This is a genomic window from Oscillibacter acetigenes (assembly GCF_025567605.1).
In the GTDB taxonomy this organism is placed as follows: domain Bacteria; phylum Bacillota; class Clostridia; order Oscillospirales; family Oscillospiraceae; genus Oscillibacter; species Oscillibacter welbionis.
Map to the genome: position 1 here is coordinate 157,948 of NZ_JAOQKG010000002.1, position 22,167 is coordinate 180,114.

Genomic DNA, 22,167 nt, shown 5'->3' on the forward strand with positions numbered 1-22,167 from the left:
TTTCCTCCATCTTTCAGTAGCTTTATGACCAAGGTTGTGGTAGTGTTTGTGTTGCAAAAAAGGAGGTGAGCAGGCATGGCGGAAAAGCATCTGACAGACGGCACAACGGCGCTGACAGCGCAGCCCCGCGTCATCAAGATCGAGGCAGCGGAGAAGTCGCAGAATGCGCAGCTGCGGGTAGCGGCCTATACCCGCGTCAGCTCGGACTCCGATGACCAGCGCAACTCCTTCGCGGCGCAAAACCGCTACTACGCCGAGCTGATCTCCGGCAAGGCTGAATGGCGCATGGTGGATATCTACGCCGACGAGGGCATCACCGGCACCTCCGCCGCAAAGCGTGAGGACTTCCAACGCATGATGACGGACTGCCGCAGAGGGCTCATCGACCAGATCCTCGTCAAATCCATCTCCCGCTTCGCCCGGAACACAAAGGACTGTCTGGAGGCAGTGCGGGAGCTGAAGGAGCTGGGCGTCAATGTCCGCTTCGAGCGCGAGGGCATCGACATCGCCAATGTGAGCAGCGAGCTCATCACCGCCATCTACGCCGCCTTCGCCCAAAAGGAGAGCGAATCCATCTCCGGCAATATGCGCTGGAGCTATCAGCGCAGGATGGAAAGCGGCGAGTTCAACACCTGCCGCGCCCCCTGGGGCTTCCGGCTGGACGGGAAAAGCCTTGCCGTCCACGAGGATGAAGCCGAGATCGTGCGGCGTATCTTCCTCGAATACCTCTCCGGCAGGAATCCGCGAGAGATTGCGGAAATCCTGAACGCCGAGGATACATCGGGACGGATATGGAAATATAAGTCTGTGGATTACATCCTGCAAAACGAGCGTTATGCAGGCAACGCTCTGCTGCAGAAGCGATACACGACCGCTACCCTCCCCAAGCAGCAGAAGATCAACCACGGGGAGCGCGAAATGTACTATGTGGCGGATAGCAACGAAGCCATTATTCCACAGGAGCTATTCGACCGCGCAAAAGAACTGCGGCAAAGACGCAGCGTCGGGCAGACTGTCACCCATGGAAGGCTCTGCGTCCGGATGCGCTGCTCCTGCGGCTCCCGCATCCGGGCAAAGCAAGTCAATGGCAGATGGTACTGGTGCTGCTGCCGACACGATGAAAAAGGCGACTGCGCCATCAAGCCCGTGCCGGAAGCGCAGACGGATGAAGCCTTCCGCCGCCTCTACTATAAGCTCAAGCATCAGAGCCTCCCCATTCTGGAGCAGATGCTCGAGACTCTCCGGGCGATCCGTGATCGCAGATTGCTCTGGAGCGAGGACATCGTTTCCCTCAACAAAAAAATATCTGAACTCTCCAGTCAGAATCAAACGCTGGCCTTCCTCAAGCAAAACGGCCTCGTTGATCCTGACATTTTTATATCCAAAAGCAACGAGCTGACCCGCCAGCTCCGGCAGGCCAAGCTGGACAAAGAGGAACTTATGGCTGCCGAGGGGGATGCCACCGCCCAGCGGACGCAGGAGCTGATAGCCCTGCTGGAGGATGGGCCGGACTTCCTCGACCACCCAGACACAGAGCTGTGCGGCGCACTCATTGCGGAAATCATCGTGGAGAGCAACGACACCCTCCGCTTCCGCCTGCATAACGGGCTGGAGCTGCGGGAATCCATTGAGAGGACGGTGCGATAATGGGAAACCGAAAGCAGCCCTTCGGCTACCGTATGACGCTGGGCGAGATCACGATCCTGCCGGAGGAAGCGGAGCTGGTACGGTTTATCTTCCAAGGCTACAGCATGGGAGCCACGCTGGGGGAGCTGACCAAGGCACTCTGCCGGCAGGAGATTCCCTACTATGAGGGGCGGACATGGAACAAAAACATGGTCTCCCGTATTTTAGAGGATGGCCGATACATCGGAGGGAAAGGTTATCCGGCACTCATCGAGCCGGAGCAACTCCGCGTGGCAGCGGAAAAGAGGACGGCAAGAGCACGCCCGCCGCAGAAAACGCCCGCGCAGAAGGCCCTGCGGCGGCTCTGCGGCGCACCGCCCTCCGAGCGGGTGGAGAAGATCGTCACCGACCTGCTCAACGAGCTCATACGCTGCCCCGACCGTGTCCGGCCATCGACATCCCAAGTAGTCGGCGCTGCCTGCGGAAAAACGCGGGAGGAGCTGACCTCCGCGCTGGAGCGGCAGCCCATCGACGAGGACAACGCCAGAGCGTTGCTCCTTCAACTGGCGGCAGAGCAGTACGACGCCATTGGGAACACGGAATACGAAACCGTGCGGCTGCGGCGGCTGCTCACCGGCCGAATGCCCATGCCGGAGTTGGATGCGGAACTGCTGCAAAGTGCGGTGTCAAAGGTGCGTGTGACGAACAACTGCGTGACCGTGACGCTGAAGAACGGGCAGACCATAGAGAGGAGAGATCAGCTGTGAACGAAACCGCCCCAAGAGTCATTAAGATCCCCGCAAAGCCGGAGTCGGTCCGGCAGGCGGAGCTACAAAGACAGCTCCGGGTCGCCGCCTACTGCCGGGTCTCCACCAAGGAGGAGGATCAGGCAAACAGCTACGAGGTGCAAAAAGAATACTACACCGACAAGATCATGTCCAACCCCGTGTGGACCATGGCGGGCATCTTCGCCGACAAGGGCATCACCGGCACCTCGGTGAAAAAGCGCGAGGACTTCATGCGTATGATCCGCCACTGCCGCCAGAGGAAGATAGACGTCGTCCTCACCAAGTCAGTCTCCCGCTTCGCCCGCAACACGGTGGACTGCCTCTACTACACACGGGCGCTCAAGGAGCTGGGCATCGCCGTCATCTTTGAAAAAGAGAACATCAATTCGCTGGAGGAGGACAGCGAGCTGCGCATCACGCTCTCCGGCGCCTTCGCGCAGTCCGAGAGCGAATCCATCTCCGCCAATGTCACATGGGGCAAACGCCGCGCCATGGAGAGCGGAAAGGCGACCATCCAGTACAAATACCTCTACGGCTACCGCAGGGGCGCGGACGATAAGCCGGAGATCATCCCGGAGGAGGCAGAGGTCGTCCGCTGGATCTACGAGCGATACCTCGCCGGAGCCAGCACACGGATGCTGCGGGACGAGCTGCATGAGCAGGGCGTGATATATTCCGAGAAGTCACCGCAATGGACGCTGCCTCATATCAAGAGCATCCTGCGGAATGAGAAATACTGCGGCGACGTGCTGATGCAGAAAACCTTTCAGCAGGATGTCATCAACCGCAAGGTCATCAAAAACACAGGGCAGCTCCCCATGTACCTCATAGAGAACCACCACGAGGGCATCGTCAGCCGTGAGAAGTACAACGCGGTGCAGGCGGAGATGGCGCGGCGCAAGGCGGCAAAAAGCCCCTCCAAGAGAGCCTCCACCGGTCTTGCCGCCTACACCAGCCGCTACGCCCTCTCAGACCGTCTGGTGTGCGGCGAGTGCGGAACACTGTACCGCCGCTGCACATGGACGCGCCCCGATGGAAAGCGCGTCGTGTGGCGCTGTGTGAGCCGCCTGGACTACGGCAAGAAATACTGCCACAGCTCGCCCACGCTGGACGAGGCGCCGCTCCAACAGGCGATCATAGCCACCCTCAACACCGTCCTGCCGGACTTGGATGGCCGTATCCGCCAGATCACGGAGGCGTTGGAGGCGGAGGTCATCCCGTTCCCCGGCAGCGGCATGAGCCTTGGCGACATCGACCGCAGACTGGCGGAGCTGGAGGTACAGTTCCAAAGGCTGCTGGAAAAGGCGGCGGATGATCCTATCGCCTATGGGGATCAGTTCAAGGAGATACTGGACGAGCAGACCACGCTAAAGGAGCTGCGGGCAACCATCCTTGCCGAGAATAAGGAACACGCCGAAGCGGATCGGCGTATCAGGGATGCCGCGGGGATGCTGGAAAACGCCGTGCCACACATCGCGGAATGGGACGAGAGTGCCGTCCGGCAGCTGGTGGCACAGGTGAAGGTGCTGTCCAAGAACGAGATCAGCGTGACGCTCAAGAGCGGCATCGAGATCCGGCAGAGCATATCAAACTAAAAAAGGAGATGGGAAAATGGTATTTGTGACCGGCGACCTCCACGGAAATTTTGAGCGATTCAAACCAAAATACTTTCCCGAACAGGCGCGGATGACAAAGCAGGACATTATGATCTGCGCAGGAGACTTTGGCGGCGTGTGGTTTGGCGACAGCCGCGACGATGAAACGCTGGATTGGCTGGAACGCCTGCCCTTCACGCTTGCCTTCGTCTGCGGCAACCATGAAAACTATGACGCACTGGAACGATATCCCGTAGCGGAGTGGCACGGCGGCAAGGTACATCGCGTTCGCCCTCATGTGCTGCACCTGATGCGCGGCCAGATCTTTGAGCTGGAGGGCAGCCGCTTCTTCACCATGGGCGGCGCAAAAAGCCACGATATTGAGGATGGGATTCTGGAGCCGGATGCCCCGGATTTTGAGCGAAGGCTCATGACGCTCCAGCGCAAGCCCAGAGCGAGATACCGCATCAACCATATCTCGTGGTGGGCGCAGGAACTGCCCTCCGATGAGGAATATGCCGAAGCGCGGCGAAACCTCGACGCGGTCGGCTGGCAGGTGGACTACATCATCACCCACTGCGCTCCCACCAGCATCGTCCTCATGGGGAGCCGCCACAACGAGGCGGACTGGCTCACGGATTTCTTGCAGGAGGTGCAGGAAAGAGCAAAATACCACTACTGGCTGTTCGGCCACTACCACGACAACCGAGCCATTGATGAAAAGCACATCCTGCTGTGGGAGCAGATCGTGCGAGTCATCTGAAACAGGTCAAAGCAGAGGAAAACACGGTGAACCGCCGTGCTTTTCTCTGCTTTGAGCGTTGATCAGGCGCACCACGCCGGAAAGGAGAAGCTATGAATATCCGCAAGCCCACAGATTACACCACCCTGTTCACCGCGCTGGACGCCGCTGTTGCGGCGCAGCTCCCGCAGATAGAATTGTACTGCGAGATCGGTCGAGTGGTCAGCGGCAGGGTCGAGAAAGGAGCGGCTGTCGCGGCGTCGGAACGCCTGCAAGCGGCCTATCCCACAGCCGAGGGCGTTTCTCCCCGCAATGTGCGCCGTATGCGGGACTTCTACCGGATGTACGGCGACACACCGGAGTTGCTGGTGGAGGCAATGCGCCTAAACTGGACACAGAATGTGGTCATCATGGAGGCCGGATTGACCATGGACGAGAGGTGCTGGTACATTCGGAAGGTCGCCAAAAGCGGTTTATCCAAAACAGAGCTGCTGCGGATGATTGAGAGAGCCGAACATTCGGAAATTGCTCTTGGCGAAAGCGTGGATACCTGCTATACTGTAGAAAATGATGAGTTTTCGGAGAAAAACCAGTATGAAGAATATCCTGTTTATCTGCCACGGCAATATCTGCCGCAGCCCCATGGCCGAGTTCGTGATGAAGGACTTGGTGAAAAGGGCTGGGCTGGCGTCGCAATTCCATATCGAGTCGGCAGCCACCAGCCGAGAGGAGATCGGCAACCCGGTCTATCCTCCGGCGCGGCGCAAGCTGGCGGAGCATGGAATCTCCTGCAACGGCCATGCGGCGCGCCAGCTCACCAATCAGGACTACGACAAGTACGACCTGCTGATTGGCATAGACAGCGCGAACCTGCGGAATATGTACCGCATCTGCGGCGGCGATTTTGCCGGCAAGCTGCACCTCCTGATGGACTACAGCAACCATCCCCGCGATGTAGCCGACCCGTGGTACACCGACGATTTCGAGGCAACCTGGCAGGATGTACTGGCGGGATGCCAGGGATTGCTGGATTCAATCATTAGAAAAGAGGTATAATGAATGCCTACATCAAGAAAATTCAGAGACAGCATTCACGCCAAAGGCACAAATATCGCCGTGCTTTCCAATGGTAACAGCGATGACTACATTTCCCTGACAGATATTGCACGCTATAAGAGCGATGCACCAGATGATGTAATTAAAAACTGGATGCGCAACCGTGACACGATTGAATTTCTTGGACTGTGGGAGCAGCTCAATAATCCGGAATTTAAACCCGTCGAATTCGACGGGTTTAGAACACAGGCTGGATCAAATGCCTTCACCATGTCCCCGAAGAAGTGGATCGACGGCACCGGAGCGGTCGGCATCATCTCTAAGGCTGGGCGCTATGGCGGAACATTTGCCCAGAAAGATATTGCGTTTGAATTTGCCTCTTGGATCTCCGCAGAATTCAAGCTGTATATCATCAAAGACTATCAACGTCTGAAAAACGATGAAAACAGCCGTCTTGCGCTGGGGTGGAATTTAAACCGGACACTGGCGAAAATCAACTACCGTATCCATACGGATGCCATCAAGGATGTGTTGATCCCGCCGGATGTGACCCCACAGCGTCAGAGCTTTACCTACGCCAATGAAGCAGATGTGCTGAATGTTGCGTTGTTCGGTATCACGTCAAAGGAATGGCGTCAGACACATCAGGATTCCAAAGGAAATATTCGAGATGAAGCAAGCCTCCAGCAGTTGATCGTTCTTGCTAATCTCGAAAGCATCAATGCGGAGTTGATTCGCCAAGGAGTCCCCCAGAGTGAGAGACTGCTCCGGCTGAATGCCAGTGCAAAGCAGATGATGCAGTCCCTTGTAGGAGATCATCGTATTGACGAATTTAGGACGTATGGTGAACTGCCGAATAAGGAAAGCAAATAAGCCACAGGCATATATTAAAACTAAGTTTATCATCCGCAACATACATAGGAATCTCTACTCTGCAACACATTGGGAGGCCTCATTATGGAATTTGACCGTGAAGTATTTGATCTTATGCCATCTGGAAGCAAAACCTTTAACCTGATTGGCCTAAAAATGCCGAGCGATAAGGATATATTCTTTCGCGCGAAGCAAAAGGAAACCCTTGATAAATACCAAGCAGCGAGGAGGTTTATGTATGAACTGGAAACTGACGATTGGGATCACTATTTTCACAAATTAGAAGATGAGAATGGCAATATCTACTTTCAAAATGTGCTCAAAGCTCAGTGGTATGAGGCAGCTCTGCTTTTTTACAATGCAGTCGTTGATTTGTCTTGGATAGCTTGTTACATATCAGCAGAATATTTCATCTATGTTGATGGGAAGCCAGTAGAAGTTGAAGGATTGACCCCTATAGAAGAAGCGTACAATGCGTTAAGAAAAGCTGAAGGCTATGTACAGCATCCCGGTGTAGATGGAAACCCCTTTGAATATTTGAGAAAAATGTGCCCCCAATTTAGTGATACATTGGATTTTGTAATCGCGTTCTGGAAAGACTTTGCTGACACGCCGGTTCGCTGGAAGTATAATTATTTAAAGCATAAGGGTTCATTGTGCTATAAAGAAATTCAAGAGCGTGAACCACATAAGATATTTTCTCTGCAGGTCAATGATAAGAAATGCCCAAGCGACATTAGGGATGTTCAAGCAACAATTAACCTCATCGATGCAATAGAAGAGTTACGAAGATTTGATAATGAAAAACTATTTCCATATATTGAATCACTTTTCATTCAACTTGAAACTTTAGTAAAGCCCTCTCCGCTGATTTTTTAATGTCGTGTACACGGGTAAATTGATTTTTGGCATGAAGGCAAAAATCTACAGTGGTACAGCATGACAGAAAAACAACCACATCGAAAAGATGTGGTTGTTTTTTTGTCTAAATGCATTCATGGGCGCAGGGGATTGGATTCCGCCTGTGCCCGCTTTTCTTTTTCAGCGGAACCATCCGCACGGCGGAAAGGCTCTGCCCCGCAATCGGACCGCAAAGAATACGGCTCCGCTCGCCTATGCGATTCGATTGCGGGGACGTGTGCCTGCGGATGCTGCTTTGACGAAAATGGATGGGAAGATGGCGGACTTTTTTGGGGAAAAAGATAGCTAAAACGGCGAATTCTTTACGAAAAATATACAAGAGCCTGTGAGAAAAACGTGCTATAATGAGTTCGAATAAACAGAGATGTGGGAGACCAGCCCCCGATCCGCCGGCGCGCCCTCCAGGCTGCCGTACGGGTCTGGGGCGTTTTCCCTAGAAGGAGTGTATATGGCACATATCAATTCGGATATTCTGCGCCTCGGCGTGGATGTGGGGTCCACCACCGTCAAAGCAGTGGCCCTGGACCCGGCTGACAACAGCGTACTGTTCACCCGCTATCAGCGGCATAACGCCCATCAGGCGGATACCGTCCGGCAGCTGCTGGAGGAGGCGGCCGGTCACTTTCCCGGCATGCGGTTCCGTATCGGCGTGTGCGGGTCCGGCGGACGGCCCATTGCCGCCGCCCTGGGGGCCTGCTATGTCCAGGAGGTGGTGGCCAACGCGGCGGCAGTCCGGGCCTTGTATCCGGAGGTCCGCACCGCGGTGGAACTGGGCGGACAGGATGCCAAGGTGATCTTCTTCCGCTATGACGAGGCCAGCGGAAAGCTCCAGACCTCCGACATGCGGATGAACGGCAGCTGCGCCGGAGGCACCGGCGCGTTTATCGATGAGATCGCCGCGCTGCTGAACGTGCCGGCGGACGAGTTCGAGCAACTGGCTGCCCGCGGGAAGACCGTTTACAGCATCTCCGGCCGCTGCGGCGTGTTTGCCAAGACAGACATCCAGCCCTTGCTGATCCAGGGGGCGGAGCGGGCGGATATCGCGCTTTCCACCTTCCACGCCATCGCCAAGCAGACCATCGGCGGCCTGTCCCAGGGACTGGAGCTGACGGCCCCCATCATCTTTGAGGGCGGCCCGCTGACCTTCAACCCCACGCTGGTGCGGGTGTTTGCGGAGCGGCTGAATCTGGAGGAAAGGGATATCGTTCGACCGGACCACCCGGAGACCATCGTGGCCCGGGGCACCGCCATCGCCATCGACGAGCTGTTCCCCGGACAGGAGGACGCCATGACCCTGGCAGAGGCCATGGAGCGGCTGGACAAGGCCCCGGCCCAGACCGAAGGGCCCTCCGGCACCGGCAGGCCCTTCTTTGCCAGCGACGAGGAGCGGGAGGTCTTTCTCCGCCGCCACCGGGCGGAGCTGCGCCAGCCGGTGGATGCCGCGGAGCGGAAGGTCCTGCGGGGGTACATCGGCATCGACTCCGGCTCTACCACCTCCAAGTTCGTCTTTATAGACGAGAACGAGCAGGTGACGGACACTTTCTACGCCAACAACCAGGGGGAGCCGCTGAAGGTGGTCCGGGAGGGCCTGCTGGCCCTGGCGGAGAAGTATGAGAAGCTGGGCATCCAGCTGGAGGTGCTGGGCCTGGGCACCACCGGCTACGGCGAGCAGATGCTCTCTGCTGCCTTTCACGCCGACTACCACACAGTAGAGACCGTGGCCCACGCCCGGGGCTGCCGCCGCTTCTTCCCGGACGCCACGTTTCTGCTGGACATCGGCGGCCAGGACATGAAGGCCATCTGGCTGAAGGACGGCGTGGTCACGAACATCATGCTGAACGAGGCATGCTCCTCCGGCTGCGGCTCCTTTTTGGAGAACTTCGCCGCCACCCTGGGGATGCCGGTGGACCAGGTGGCGGACGCCGCCTTCCGATCTCAGGCCCCTGCCGAGCTGGGCAGCCGGTGCACTGTGTTCATGAACAGCACCATCATCAACGAGCAGCGCAACGGCAAGCAGCCTGACGACCTGATGGCGGGGCTGTGCCGCTCCATCATCGAGAACGTGTTTACAAAGGTGGTCCGCATCGCCAACGTGGCGGAGCTGGGGGATCGGGTAGTGGTCCAGGGGGGCACCTTCCGGAACTTCGCCGTCCTGCGGGCCCTGGAGGAGTATCTGGGCCGGGACGTGACCCTGGCCCCCTATCCCGGCGAGATGGGCGCTCTGGGTGCGGCTCTCGCGGTGAAGCAGGAGGTGGAGGCCCACGGCTACGCCAACGGCCGCTGCTCCGCCTTCATCGGCTTTGACGCGGTGAAAAACTTCCAATACACCCGGGAGAGCGGTGTACTCTGCCCCCACTGCACCAACCACTGCAGCCGGACGATCCTGCATTTCCCGGACGGTGGCTGCTATGTCACCGGCAACCGGTGCGACCGGGGCGCCGTTGTGATGGAGGCGGCACCTGCCCATAAGGCCCAGGAAGTGCCGGACCTGTTCCGGCTGCGGCAGGAGCTGCTGTTCAAGACATATCCGGTATCCCCCGTGCGGGAGGAGCAGAGCCAGACCGTGGGCCTGCCCCGGGTGCTGGAGTTCTGGGACAGCATGCCCTTCTGGAGTACCTTCTTCCGGGCTCTGGGATATCGGGTGAAGTTCTCCCATCCCAGCAGCCGCAGACAGTATGAGAGCGGACTGCAGTACGTGGCGTCGGACACCATCTGTTTTCCGGCCAAGCTGGTCCACGGCCATGTGCTGGACCTGTCCAAACAGGGCGTAGACCGGATTTTCCTGCCCTATATCCTCCACATGCCCACAGAGAACAAAGGGGAGAAGAGCCCCTACGTCTGCCCGGTCATCATGGGCTACTCCATGGTGGTGCGGAACTTCCAGTCCCCCGGGGAGCACTTCTCCGTGGGCTTTGAGACGCCGGTGTTCCACTGGTTCAGCAAGCAGGACCGGAAGCGGCAGATCTGCCGGTATGCCGTGGAACACTGCGGCGCCACAAAGCGGCAGGCGGAGGCCGCTTACCGTCAGGCGGAGACGGCCATCCTCTCTTTCCGCCATCAGCTGGTGGAGGAGGGAAAGCGGGTCATCGCGGACACCGGAAAGGCGGGCGGTTTCGCCGTGGTGCTGGCGGGACGGCCCTATCACACAGACCCCCTCATCAACCACGACCTGTCCGGGATGTTCACCCGTCGGGGCATCCCGGTGCTGACGGTGGATAGCCTGCCCGGACTGGAGAAGGCGGACCTGCGCCGGTCCCGTGTGGAGATCACCAATGACTTCCACGCCCGGATGCTCTCCGGCGCCATGGTGACAGCGGAGCAGCCCTGCCTGGAGTACGTGCAGATCGTCAGCTTTGGCTGCGGCCATGATGCCATTTTGTCCGATGAGATCATCCGCCTGCTGGGGGAGGGCAGCGGCAAGCCGCCCCTGATCCTGAAGGTGGATGAGAGCGAGGCCGCCGGGTCTCTCGGCATCCGGGTCCAGTCCTTTATTGAGACGGTACAGCTGCGCCGCTCTGCCCAGGCGGAGCAGGCGGCCTGCCGCCTGCCGGAGCCCTACGCGGTGAAGTACCGCAAGGAGGACCGGAAGCTGCGGACTGTGCTGGTGCCAAATATCTCCGCCCCGGTGTCCACTCTTCTCACGGCCTTGATGGACCGGGAGGGTATTCGGGCGGTGAGCCTGCCGGTGGGCGGCGTGGAGCAGATCCGGGTGGGGAAGAAGTACACCCACAATGACATCTGCTTCCCCTGTCAGATGGTCATCGGCGAGCTGATCGACGCCCTGCAGAAGGGAAACTATCCGGAGGACTCCGTGGCCGTGGGCATGGCCAAGCTCAGCTGCGACTGCCGGATGGCCAATTACACCGCGATTCTGCGCAAGGCGCTGGACAGCGCCGGATTTGAAAACGTCCCCATCCTCACCACAGACCCTGGCGACACCAAGGGTATCCACCCCGGCGTGTCCATGCTGGGGGCCCGGTCTGTGCTGCTGGCGGCGTGGGCCTTCTCCATGCTGGACATTCTGGAGGAGCTGTGCCGGAAGATCCGCCCCTATGAGACGGCGGCAGGCGAGACGAACCGCGTGTTCAGCGAATGTGTGGAGTGGATTGCCGCCGCATCCAAGCAGGGGCTGGGCAAGATGATCGGTGCCTTCCGGCGGGCCATCGAGGCATTCCGGGGGCTCCGCTATGACCGCTCCCGCCGCAAGCCCCGGGTGCTGGTCACCGGCGAGCTGCTGGTGAACTTTCATCCCGGCACCAACTTCCACGTGGAGGAGTACCTGGAACGCAACGACATGGAGGTCATCCTGCCCCGCATCACCTACCAGTTCCGCAAGGACTTCCAGGCGGCCATCAGCGAGATCCGGGACTTCGGTGCCCATCTGGCGCCCTATCCCTTCGCCCTGGACGGCGCCGTGGAGTTCATCCAGCGGTTTTTGGAGCGCATTGCCCGGTCCCATCCCCTGTATCACCCGGCGGCCCGGCCTCAGGACCTGTACAGTGACGTGGAGCACTTCATCCCCAAGACCCTCACCTGCGGCGAGGGCTGGCTGATGGCGGGCGAGATCGCCCACTACGCCCACCAGGGGGTCCGGTCCTTCATCATCCTCCAGCCCTTTGGGTGCCTGCCCAACCACGTGTGCGGCCGGGGCGTCACCAAGCGGCTCAAGGAGGAGTTCCCCGGCGTGCAGATCCTGCCCCTGGACCTGGATCCGGACACCAGCTACGCCAATGTGGAGAACCGGCTCCAGATGCTCATCATGAATCAGACCGCGGAGGCGGAGCATTCCGCAGCTAGTGTGGAACCGGCACCCCAAAAGACCCGGGGCGGTTCGCCCCGTCCGGCGCTGTCCTCTACATAAGCGCGGGCGTCGGCTGTATTTTCAGACTCCGGAGAGGAATGCCCGGTGCCGAGGTTCGACCTGGATACAAAGAAGGCAGCCGTTCATGCGAACGGCTGCCTTCTTGAATTTTCGGTTATCGGGAATCTCGGGCATTTCTGGAGGCGCGGACCGGTCGGCGGTCACTTCGCACGTGCAGGAGGCGTGCGGGCGCTTCTATGGACAGTGGAGAGCAGCTCCCGCACCTGCTCCCGGGAGAGGCGGGGCGGAAGCGTGCTGTACAAGCTCCGCTCCACATCGTCCACCAGAATGCTGTACCGAGCCTGCATGGGCGCATCCAACGCGTCCCGGAGGGGCCCCCCTGCCAGACGTTCCAGATACTCCCGGGGGGTCTCCTGGCTTTGACGGCGGCAGCGGCGGCGGGCGCCCCAGTGCTCCAGTTCCAGGAGGGCGGCACGGGGGGTTCCGGCGTACCGCAGCAGAAATGCCCTGACCCGCAGGCGCTGGCCCAGCCGGGAGAGCAGGCCACGGCGGCCCAGACGCTGCCTGACGAGCCCGTCGTCATCATCCTCCTCCGGCAATCTGATGCGGCTGCGGCTGCGCCAGAGCCAGCGCACCAGAGCAGCCACTCCGGCCAGGACCAGCGCGGCCAGGGACAGGAGCAGCAACGCCGTCACCAGCTGAGGGGCGATGGCGGGGCCGGAGGCGCTTTCCACAGGCAGAGCGGCCTCACTGCCGCCTCCGGCGGCGGAGGACATCCCTGCGGACCCGGCGGAGCGGCCCTGGAAGAGAGACGTCAGGAACCGGAATACAGCGGTCAGGGCGCCCTCCAGAAGGCTGCCGACGGCCTGAAAGATGGGGATCAGCTCCCCCCTGGCGGCCAGCAGCAGAGCGCAGGCGGCCACAGCCAGCACGGCCAGGACCGCTGGGACCAGCAGGGCCGGGAGCCGCCCGAAGGGAGAACCGGCCCGAATGGTGTTGCGTCCGGAGGTGCGCATCCCCACCACTGCCAGCAGATCCAGCGCCAGCAGCGCCAACAGAACCGGCACCCGGTCCAGCAGCTGAGGGGCGAAGGAGGCCACGATCAGATAGAACAGCCCATACAGGCCCATGTACTCCCCGGCCCCGTGGAGGTGGCGGACCGTGACAGGCGTGACGCCCCAGTGGTATCCCCGGCACAGGGGGAAGAGGTACAGGGGCACCTGAATCACCAGAAGAGGCGGATAGGTCAGGTCCAGCGTGCGGCTGAGCAGGGGGATCCAGACGGCGCAGAGAAGAACGTTCAGCAGCAGAATCTGCCAAAAGCGGCGGGGCTTTTGGAGAAAGAGGCTGTTGCCTGCGGTCATCAGCCCGCCAGAGAGCAGAAACCCCCACATGGAGAAGGGCGGCCGGCCACACAGGAGCTGCCACAGAATATCGGCCGTCAGGAAGACAATCAGCAGCTCGGTGGCCAGCGGCAGGCACTTGAGGGCGGTGGTCTTTCCATGTCTCATAGGCCGCCTCCTGCCCGAAAAGCATTCAGGTCCAGGACCCGCAGGAGGGGGTGAGACTGTTCCCCCCAGGCCAGCAGGGGGACGCGGTGCCGCTCCAGCAGCGCACAGGTACCGGCGTCCAGGCGGCGGACATCCCCGCAGATCAGAAAGGCGCCGGAGAGGGTGCGGAGGCGCGGCAGGATCTCGTCCGCCGTAATGGAGACAGCGGTGTCTGCGGCGGCCAGCAGCGTCAGGACTGCGGGAAGCTGCAGCCGGTCCCGGCAGGTGGCAAACTGCTCCAGCCGCCCGGCGGGGCGGGAGATGAGCAGAGACACGGCCACCTCCTCTTCCATCAGCTGCGCCGCCAGGGAGCCCAGGATCTCCAGGGCAGATTCGAAGTCCTCCGGCGGCAGGCCCGCGAAGGAGGCACCGTCCAGCAGGAACGCGGCCCGGCGGGGGGAGATTTTCTCGTAGATGTTCACCATGGCGCCCTGCCCCCGGGCCATCAGGCGGAAGTTCAGGGACCGGGCGTTGTCCCCCGGCTGGTAGGCGCGGACGTTCCGGATCACGGTCCGGTCATCCTGAAAGCCCCGGGCGCCGGTCTCCAGCTCCCAGCTGTTGCGCAGGAACCAGCGGGTGGACACGGGGACCAGCCGGGGAAACACCGCCAGCGTCACGGGCCTGGGCAGCGGGATTTCCTTCTCCCGGACGCAGAGGCACAGGCCGTCGCCGGAGAGCAGCCGGATCCGGTCAAAGGACAGCAGGCCCCGGTGCTCCGCCTGGAGGCGGCTGGTGTAGGACATCCGCTGATGCCCCAGCAGGAAGGAGACGTTCTTTTCATAATAGGGCTTCTGCACGCCCCCCTCCGGGAGTTCCACGGTCTCCCAGCGGTGCTCCGGCCGGAGGGCGCCGCCCGGCTCCAGGGGGAAGCGCACCGTCAGCCAGACCAGGGGCAGCCACTTGGGGTTGTCCAGCGTCACCCGCAGAGGACAGGGCTCCCCGGGGAAGACGCAGCTCCGCTCCGCCTGGAGGGCGGCGTTCACGCCGTCCAGCACATGGCGGGCCCAGAGGCGGGCCGCGGCGGCCACGGCGGCGGCCGCCAGAGAGAAGATGGCGGCGGGCAGCCGCCCGCTCAGGCTGAAGCCCACTCCGCAGGCTGCCAGGGCCAGGATGGAGAAGCGCCCCGTGAACAGGCTGGACTCGGCGAAGTCCACTGCAGCGGACTCAGGCGTTCTGGTCATGGGCAAGGACCTCCCCGGTCTCCCGGCAGGGCACCTGGGCCAGTACGGTCTCCACCACGCCGGCCGCCTCCAGGCCGGAGAGCGCCGCCTGATGGGACAGCAGTACCCGGTGGGGCAGGACGTAGCGGGCCAGATACTTCACATCGTCCGGGGTGACATAGTCCCGGCCGGAGAGGGCGGCATAGGCTTTGGAGGCCCGGAACAGGTCCCGGGACACCCGGGGGCTGGCGCCGCAGGCCAGCTCCGGCTGCTCCCGGGTGGCCTGGACCAGCTCCACGATGTACGCCACCACCGGATCGGACAGGCGGACCTGCCGGATCTCCCGGGTGAACCGATTGACTTCCTCCGGGGAGAGCAGGGGGCGGAGGTCCGCAAAGGCGGCTCCATCTCCCACGGTTCGGAGCATGGCGGCCTCCTCCCTGGGGGTGGGGTAGCCCATGGAGAGCTTGAAGAGGAAGCGGTCCAGCTGGGCAGCGGGCAGGGCGAAGGTGGTCTCCGTCTCCACGGGGTTCTGGGTGGCCAGGACCATGAAGGGTGGGGCCAGGGGATAGGTGACGCCGTCTACGGACACCTGCCGTTCCTCCATGGCCTCCAGCAGGGCGGACTGGGTACGGGGGATGGCCCGGTTGATCTCGTCCGCCAGCAGGATGTTGGTCATGATGGGGCCGGGGGTGAAGACCATCTCCCCGGTTTTCTGGCTGTAAATGTTCATGCCCACGATGTCTGAGGGCAGCAGATCCGGGGTGAACTGCACCCGCACCATGCCGCAGCCCAGCACCGCGGAGAGGGCCTTCACCAGCGTGGTCTTGCCCACGCCGGGGATATCGTCAATCAGCACGTGCCCGCCGGCAAACAGGCTGGTGAGTACCAGGCGGATCTGCTCACCCTTGCCGATGATGGCCTTGCCGCACTCTGTCTCGATCTGCTCCGCCAAATGGCGGAGTTCCGTGAAGTCCATAGTCGTGCCTCCCAGGTTCCATGAAATACCCCTCTATTATATCTAACCCGAAAGCGGACCGCAAGAGCGGATGCCAGCTCCGGGAAGACCTGAAAAAATGCGTGAAAAGGAGGGAACCCTCTGGAAAAGCGGAAGCGCCTGTGCTATGATACGAAACAGAAGGTCCCGCAACAGGACCGACGAGAATTTGGGAGGAATGCGTATGAAGAAGACATTGTCCCTGCTCCTGTCCCTGGTGCTGATGCTCAGCCTGGCGCTGCCCGCATCCGCTGCGGAGACGGAGTACCCCACCCTGGAGGGCGGCGTAACCGAGATCCAGAAGTATGGCAACATCGTCCTGGACATCGATCCGGCGGACCTGAAGGACGGCGGCTACACATACGGCGACCTGCTGACCGTCACCGTCAACGGCACTGGGTATGACATGCCCCTGTGCACCAACTACTCCGATGTGGACACCGGCGCGCTGGTGCTGCGGGACAGCGAGGGTGTGCTGATCGCCGCCATCAACATGGGGGACTTTGCGACCAGCAACGGCCTGGCCGCCAAGGTCACCGCCGAGGACGGCTCCTACACCTGGGAGTTCCCCGAGGGCCAGTCCCTGGAGAGCATCACCGTCTCCATCTCCATGAAGGAGCAGGGCGGCTACTATGACCAGTACCTCATCCACCAGCTGACCCGCACCGACGAGCGGGCGGACTACGCCTCCGACGCGGTGTTCGCCAACTTCCGCAACGTGGCTGTGGGCGATCTGGGGGAGAACGCCTTTTTCCGCAGCAGCAGCCCCGTGAACAACGAGCTGGGCCGCGCCTCCTATGCCGATGACCTGGCAGAGGCCGGCGGCATCCAGGCGGTCATGAACCTGGCGGATTCCAACGAGCTGATCGAGGGCTACATCGCCGCCGAGGGCTTCGACTCCCCCTACTACCAGTCTCTGTACGAGGCGGGGAAGGTGAAGGCCCTGAACCTGGGCGTGGACTTCACCGCTGCCGACTTCAAGTCCGGCCTGGCGGAGGGCCTGCGCTTCTTCGCGGAGAATGAGGGGCCCTATCTGGTCCACTGCACCGAGGGCAAGGACCGGGCCGGCTTTGTCTCCGCCCTGCTGGAGTGCCTGATGGGCGCCACCTATGACGAGGTTGTGGCGGACTACATGACCACCTATGTGAATTACTATCACCTGGAAGAAGGCGGCGAGCAGTATGAGGCGGTGAAGAACAGCAACATCGTCTCCATCCTCACCAACATCACCGGCGCTGCGGAGGGCACGGATCTGACCACTGTGGATCTGGCCGCTGCGGCAGAGGACTATATGCTGGACGCCGGCCTGACCGCAGACGAGGTGACCGCCCTGAAGGCGAACCTGGCTAAGGACTACACGGTAGAGACCGAGGCTCCCGCGGAGGAGACGCCGGAGGAGCCTGTTCCCCAGGCCCAGACCTACACCGTGGAGGCGGGAGACTGCCTGTGGAACATCGCCTATGAGGTGTACGGCACCGGCACTCGCTGGACTGTGATCTACGAGGCCAACCGGGATACCATCCGTGACCCCGGCATGATCCACATCGGGCAGGTGCTGACCATCCCCGCTGCCTGAAAATGCCTGATTCGTTTTTGAAAACAGCTCCCGGAGCAATCCGGGAGCTGTTTTTTTGCCTTTGTATGCGCTTGCAAGGATTTTACATAGACTTTACAGAGTCCTGGTGTCGGATTTTACTTCCGGCTGTTTATACTAAGACCGTCCCTTGAGCAACAGACATAGGAAAAGGAGTAATCTTCGATATGAAAAAAGTATTTTCGCTCTTGCTGTCCCTGACCATGGTCATGGCTCTGCTGGCCGGCTGCGGCGGTGACACCACGGCTGACGACACCACGGATGATACCGCTTCCAACGACGCCGCCCAGGAGGAGACCGCTGAGCTGAGCGGCACTGTGGCCACCGACGGCTCCACCTCCATGGAGGAGGTCATCGGCGCCCTGGGTGAGCAGTTTATGGCCGACAACTCCGGCGTGTCCGTCACCTACAACCCCACCGGTTCTGGCGCCGGCATCGAGGCCGTGTCCAACGGCAGCTGCGACATCGGCCTGGCCTCCCGCGCACTGACCGATGACGAGAAGGCGGGCGGCTTGACTGAGACCATCGTGGCCCTGGACGGCATCGCCGTGATCGTCAACGCTGAGAACCCCGTCTCCGACCTGACCCTGGAGCAGATCGCCTCCATCTACACCGGCGCTGTCACCGATTGGTCTGAGTTCGGCAGCGACGCCGGCGCCATCGCCGTGATCGGCCGTGAGTCCGGCTCCGGTACCCGTGACGGCTTCGAGTCTATCACCGGCACTGAGGACCAGTGCGTGCTGGCCCAGGAGCTGAGCTCTACCGGCGCCGTGATCGAGGCGGTTCGTACCACCCCCGGCGCCATCGGCTATGCCTCCCTCTCCGCCGTGCAGGATCAGAAGGGCATCACGGTCCTGACTGTGGGCGGCGTGGCTCCCTCTGAGGCCACGGTCCTGGACGGCAGCTATGCCATTCAGCGTCCCTTCGTGTTCGCCACCCGCACCGATGAGGCCCTGTCGGACGCGGCCCAGGCCTTCTTCGACTTCGCCACCTCCACCGCCGCCAGCGACCTGATCGCCAACGCCGGCGCCGTGCCCGTGGCCCAGTAAGACAACGCTTGTTTTCCACCCTCATATATACGGTCAGCCGCCGTGCCCACCACTGGGGCGGCGGCCGTTCCGCTGAAATCTGGACGGACGCCTTGTCCGGGAACAAAGGAGAACCTTATGGAACATGAAATCGCGGGGCAGGCTGTGAAGGCCGCCATGGACGGCGCGCTGGTCGGCACCGCCGACAGGAAAAAGGAGCCCATGACCGGGAAAAAAGCCCTGAAGGCCATGGAGCGGGTGATGAATGCCCTCTTCTTTATCTGCGGCATGGTGGCTGTGGCGTTCGTGCTCCTCATCAGCATCTACCTTATCATCTCGGGCCTGCCGGCCATTCTGGAGATCGGGCCCATCAACTTCCTGTTCGGGACCCGCTGGTATGCCTCTACCGGAGACTTCGGCATCTTCGCCATCATCCTCACCTCCTTCGCGGGCACGGCGGGGGCCATTCTCGTGGGGGTGCCCATCGGCCTGATGACGGCCATTTTCCTGTCCAAGGTGGCGCCGCCTAAGTTTGCCGCCGTAGTTCATGCGGCAGTGGAACTGCTGGCCGGCATCCCCTCCGTGGTGTACGGCCTGGTGGGTATGATCCTGCTGGTGCCCGCCATCCGGGTGGCCTTTGACCTGCCCTCCGGCGCCACGCTCCTGGCGGCTATCATCGTGCTGGCGGTGATGATTCTGCCCTCTATCGTCTCCGTGTCGGAGACGGCGCTGCGCGCCGTGCCCCGGGAGTATGAGGAGGCGTCTCTGGCCCTGGGGGCCACCCATATCGAGACCGTGTTCCGCGTCAGCGTGCCCGCTGCCCGCAGCGGCATCGCCACCGCCATTGTGCTGGGCATCGGCCGGGCCATCGGTGAGGCCATGGCCATCATTATGGTGGCGGGCAATGTGGCCAATATGCCGGGCCTGCTGACGCCGGTGCGGTTTTTGACCACCGCCATTGCCTCGGAGATGTCCTACGCCTCCGTGGGCTCCCTCCACCGCAATGCCCTGTTCTCCATCGGCCTGGTGCTGTTCCTCTTCATCATGCTGATCAATGTGTTCCTCAACGTCTTTATCAAGCGGAAAAAGGAGGACTGACCGAACATGGAATCTCATACCCTGTCCCCCCGGCGCCAGCTGTACGACAAGGGCCTGCGGGTGGTGCTGTACTTCTGCGGCTTCCTCACCTGCGCGCTGCTGGTTCTGATCATCGGCTATATCTTCTACCGGGGCGTCCCATTCATCAGCTGGGAGCTGCTGTCTACCCAGTCCAGCTATATCAACGACACCATCGGTATCCTGCCCAATATCCTCAACACGCTCTATATCATCCTGCTGTCCATGGTGATCGTGCTGCCCCTGGGCGTGGGCGCCGCCATCTATCTGACGGAGTACGCCACCAACCGGCGTCTGGTGGCTGTCATCGAGTTCGCCACCGAGACCCTCACCGGCATCCCCTCCATCATCTTCGGCCTGGTGGGTATGCTGTTCTTCATCCAGATGATGGGATTGAAGACCGGTGTGCTGGCCGGCGGCCTGACCCTGGTGGTGATGATCCTGCCCACCATCGTCCGCACCACCCAGGAGAGCCTGAAGACCGTGCCGGACTCCTACCGGGAGGGCGCCCTGGCCATGGGCGCCGGTAAATGGCACATGGTCCGCACTGTGGTGCTGCCCAACGCGGTGGACGGCATCGTCACCGGCTGCATCCTGGCGGTGGGCCGCATTGTGGGCGAGAGCGCGGCGCTGCTGTACACCGCCGGCTTCGGCCTGGTGCTCAATAACTTTGTGACTGCGCTGGAATCCTCCTCCGCCACATTGACCGTGGCCCTGTATGTGTATGCCAGTGAGCGGGGCGAGACAGACATCGCCTTCGCCATCGCCACCATTTTGATGCTGCTGACGCTGGTCATCAACCTGTCCGCCAATCTGGTGGGCCGGAAGCTGAAGAAAAACTGACGAGGAGGATACGAAATGTCCACCATCATTCAAGTAAAGGACCTGAATCTGTGGTACGGGGCGCACCATGCCCTCCACGGTGTGAATATCGACATTCCGGAGCATGAGATCACCGCCCTGATCGGCCCCTCCGGCTGCGGAAAGTCCACCTTTCTGAAGACCCTGAACCGGATGAATGACCTGGTACCGGGCATCCGCATTGAGGGGGAGGTCAACTACGCCGGGCAGAACATCTACGCCCCCAATGTGGACACCACCTGGCTGCGCAAGCAGATCGGCATGGTGTTCCAGAAGGCCAATCCCTTCCCTATGAGCATCTATGACAACGTGGCCTACGGCCCCCGGACCCACGGCATCCGCTCCCGGGCCAAGCTGGACGAGATCGTGGAGAACTCTCTCCGCTCCGCCGCCATCTGGGACGAGGTGAAGGACCGGCTGAAGAAGAGTGCCCTGGGCCTCTCCGGCGGCCAGCAGCAGCGGCTGTGCATTGCCCGTGCCTTGGCAGTGGAGCCGGAGATCCTGCTGATGGATGAGTCCACCAGCGCCCTGGACCCCATCTCCACCTCCAAGATCGAAGACCTTGCAGTGGAACTGAAAAGCAAGTATACTGTCATCATGGTGACCCACAATATGCAGCAGGCCGCCCGTGTCTCCGACAACACGGCGTTTTTCCTGCTGGGGGATCTGGTGGAGTTCGGCAGGACGGAGACACTGTTCTCCACCCCCACGGACAAGCGCACAGAAGACTACATCACCGGCCGGTTCGGCTAAGGAGGGACGTAAGGTGAGAAACAGATTTGGCGAGCAGCTGGAGCGGCTGCACGTGGAAATGATCCAGATGGGCGCCCTGTGTGAGGATGCCATCTCTGCCGCGGCCCAGGCCCTGATGAAGGGTGACGAGGACCTGGCACGCGCCGCCGGGGAGGCGGAGCGGGAGATCGACCAGAAGGAGCGGGAGGTGGAGAACCTCTGCCTGAAGCTGCTGCTGCAGCAGCAGCCCGTGGCACGGGACCTGCGGGAGATCTCCTCTGCGCTGAAGATGATTTCCGATCTGGAACGGATCGGGGACCAGGCGGCGGACATCGCGGAGCTGACCCGGTTCGTGCGTCTGCCGGACGGCCCCGGCCGCCAGCGGATCGAGGAGATGTCCAAGGCCGTCATCCGGATGGTGACAGACAGTGTGGACTCCTTTGTAAAGCGGGATCTGGAGCTGGCCCGGGAGGTCTGCCGGGAAGACGACCAGGTGGACGACCTGTTCAACCAGGTGAAAAAGGAGCTGATCGGGCTGATCGCCGCAGACGCCGACTCCGGCGAGCTGTGGCTGGATCTCATCATGGTGGCCAAGTATCTGGAGCGGATCGGCGATCACGCCACCAACGTGGCGGAGTGGGTGGAGTACTCCATTACGGGGAATCACCCCTCCAACAACTGAGCGGCCTGCGCACAGGCGCGGCGC

17 protein-coding genes and 1 pseudogene are annotated in these 22,167 nt (G+C 61.2%); 15 read left to right on the forward strand and 3 right to left on the reverse strand.

Features of this window, described 5'->3' with window-relative positions; all coding sequences use genetic code 11:
- Positions 1-75 precede the first annotated feature (75 nt).
- The 9 genes and pseudogenes from OCV80_RS04685 (at position 76) to OCV80_RS04720 (ending at position 12,462) form a co-directional block, all read left to right on the forward strand.
- Positions 76-1,647 carry a recombinase family protein gene (locus OCV80_RS04685; protein WP_110440252.1) on the forward strand — a complete coding sequence of 524 codons (1,572 nt, stop codon included), beginning with the start codon at positions 76-78 and terminating at the stop codon, positions 1,645-1,647.
- On the forward strand, positions 1,647-2,393 hold the full coding sequence (locus tag OCV80_RS04690) for a recombinase family protein (protein WP_055245591.1): 747 nt from the start codon (positions 1,647-1,649) through the stop codon (positions 2,391-2,393). The genes OCV80_RS04685 and OCV80_RS04690 overlap by 1 nt, the downstream gene beginning before the upstream one ends.
- Positions 2,390-4,009, forward strand: a complete 1,620-nt coding sequence (locus OCV80_RS04695) for a recombinase family protein (protein ID WP_267288241.1) — start codon at positions 2,390-2,392, stop codon at positions 4,007-4,009. Before OCV80_RS04690 ends, OCV80_RS04695 begins: the two co-directional genes overlap by 4 nt.
- 16 nt (positions 4,010-4,025) lie before the next feature.
- The gene (locus OCV80_RS04700) at positions 4,026-4,772 is read left to right on the forward strand and encodes a metallophosphoesterase family protein (RefSeq protein ID WP_267288242.1); all 747 of its coding nucleotides are present in this window, start codon (positions 4,026-4,028) and stop codon (positions 4,770-4,772) included.
- A 92-nt stretch (positions 4,773-4,864) separates the two neighbouring features.
- Positions 4,865-5,254 (forward strand): annotated as a pseudogene (locus OCV80_RS16540) (DUF1016 N-terminal domain-containing protein); the annotation flags it as partial.
- A 91-nt stretch (positions 5,255-5,345) separates the two neighbouring features.
- The gene (locus OCV80_RS04705) at positions 5,346-5,807 is read left to right on the forward strand and encodes a low molecular weight protein-tyrosine-phosphatase (RefSeq protein ID WP_267288243.1); all 462 of its coding nucleotides are present in this window, start codon (positions 5,346-5,348) and stop codon (positions 5,805-5,807) included.
- 3 nt (positions 5,808-5,810) lie between these two features.
- Entirely contained in the window at positions 5,811-6,680 is an 870-nt protein-coding gene (locus OCV80_RS04710; RefSeq protein ID WP_055245586.1) for a KilA-N domain-containing protein, read from the forward strand.
- Between the two features lie 84 nt (positions 6,681-6,764).
- Positions 6,765-7,559 carry a hypothetical protein gene (locus OCV80_RS04715; RefSeq protein ID WP_055245585.1) on the forward strand — a complete coding sequence of 265 codons (795 nt, stop codon included), beginning with the start codon at positions 6,765-6,767 and terminating at the stop codon, positions 7,557-7,559.
- A gap of 490 nt (positions 7,560-8,049) precedes the next feature.
- Positions 8,050-12,462, forward strand: a complete 4,413-nt coding sequence (locus tag OCV80_RS04720; protein WP_181446411.1) for an acyl-CoA dehydratase activase — start codon at positions 8,050-8,052, stop codon at positions 12,460-12,462.
- Between the two features lie 161 nt (positions 12,463-12,623).
- Here OCV80_RS04720 and OCV80_RS04725 read toward each other — a convergent pair whose 3' ends face one another.
- From OCV80_RS04725 to OCV80_RS04735, 3 genes are read right to left on the reverse strand one after another with little or no spacing between them, the layout of a single operon-like run.
- The gene (locus OCV80_RS04725; RefSeq protein ID WP_119310568.1) at positions 12,624-13,934 is read right to left on the reverse strand and encodes a DUF4129 domain-containing protein; all 1,311 of its coding nucleotides are present in this window, start codon (positions 13,932-13,934) and stop codon (positions 12,624-12,626) included.
- Positions 13,931-15,154: a DUF58 domain-containing protein gene (locus OCV80_RS04730; RefSeq protein WP_267288244.1), complete on the reverse strand. Its 1,224-nt coding sequence runs from the start codon at positions 15,152-15,154 to the stop codon at positions 13,931-13,933. Before OCV80_RS04730 ends, OCV80_RS04725 begins: the two co-directional genes overlap by 4 nt.
- Positions 15,138-16,112 (reverse strand): AAA family ATPase, encoded by a 975-nt coding sequence (locus OCV80_RS04735; RefSeq protein ID WP_267288245.1) that lies wholly within the window; start codon positions 16,110-16,112, stop codon positions 15,138-15,140. Before OCV80_RS04735 ends, OCV80_RS04730 begins: the two co-directional genes overlap by 17 nt.
- 202 nt (positions 16,113-16,314) lie before the next feature.
- Here OCV80_RS04735 and OCV80_RS04740 point away from each other — a divergent pair, with 202 nt between their 5' ends.
- The 6 genes from OCV80_RS04740 (at position 16,315) to phoU (ending at position 22,143) form a co-directional block, all read left to right on the forward strand.
- On the forward strand, positions 16,315-17,706 hold the full coding sequence (locus tag OCV80_RS04740; protein ID WP_051365626.1) for a tyrosine-protein phosphatase: 1,392 nt from the start codon (positions 16,315-16,317) through the stop codon (positions 17,704-17,706).
- Positions 17,707-17,891: 185 nt separating this feature from the next.
- Positions 17,892-18,773 (forward strand): phosphate ABC transporter substrate-binding protein, encoded by an 882-nt coding sequence (locus OCV80_RS04745; RefSeq protein WP_021748867.1) that lies wholly within the window; start codon positions 17,892-17,894, stop codon positions 18,771-18,773.
- Between the two features lie 228 nt (positions 18,774-19,001).
- Positions 19,002-19,850 (forward strand): phosphate ABC transporter permease subunit PstC, encoded by an 849-nt coding sequence (gene pstC / locus OCV80_RS04750; RefSeq protein WP_394802909.1) that lies wholly within the window; start codon positions 19,002-19,004, stop codon positions 19,848-19,850.
- 6 nt (positions 19,851-19,856) lie between these two features.
- Positions 19,857-20,711, forward strand: coding sequence for a phosphate ABC transporter permease PstA (pstA, locus tag OCV80_RS04755; protein WP_021748869.1), 855 nt, complete (start codon positions 19,857-19,859; stop codon positions 20,709-20,711).
- 15 nt (positions 20,712-20,726) lie between these two features.
- A complete protein-coding gene (gene pstB / locus OCV80_RS04760) occupies positions 20,727-21,482 on the forward strand; it encodes a phosphate ABC transporter ATP-binding protein PstB (protein WP_021748870.1) in 756 nt (251 codons plus the stop codon).
- Positions 21,483-21,495: 13 nt separating this feature from the next.
- Entirely contained in the window at positions 21,496-22,143 is a 648-nt protein-coding gene (gene phoU, locus OCV80_RS04765; RefSeq protein ID WP_025544788.1) for a phosphate signaling complex protein PhoU, read from the forward strand.
- Positions 22,144-22,167: the final 24 nt, after the last annotated feature.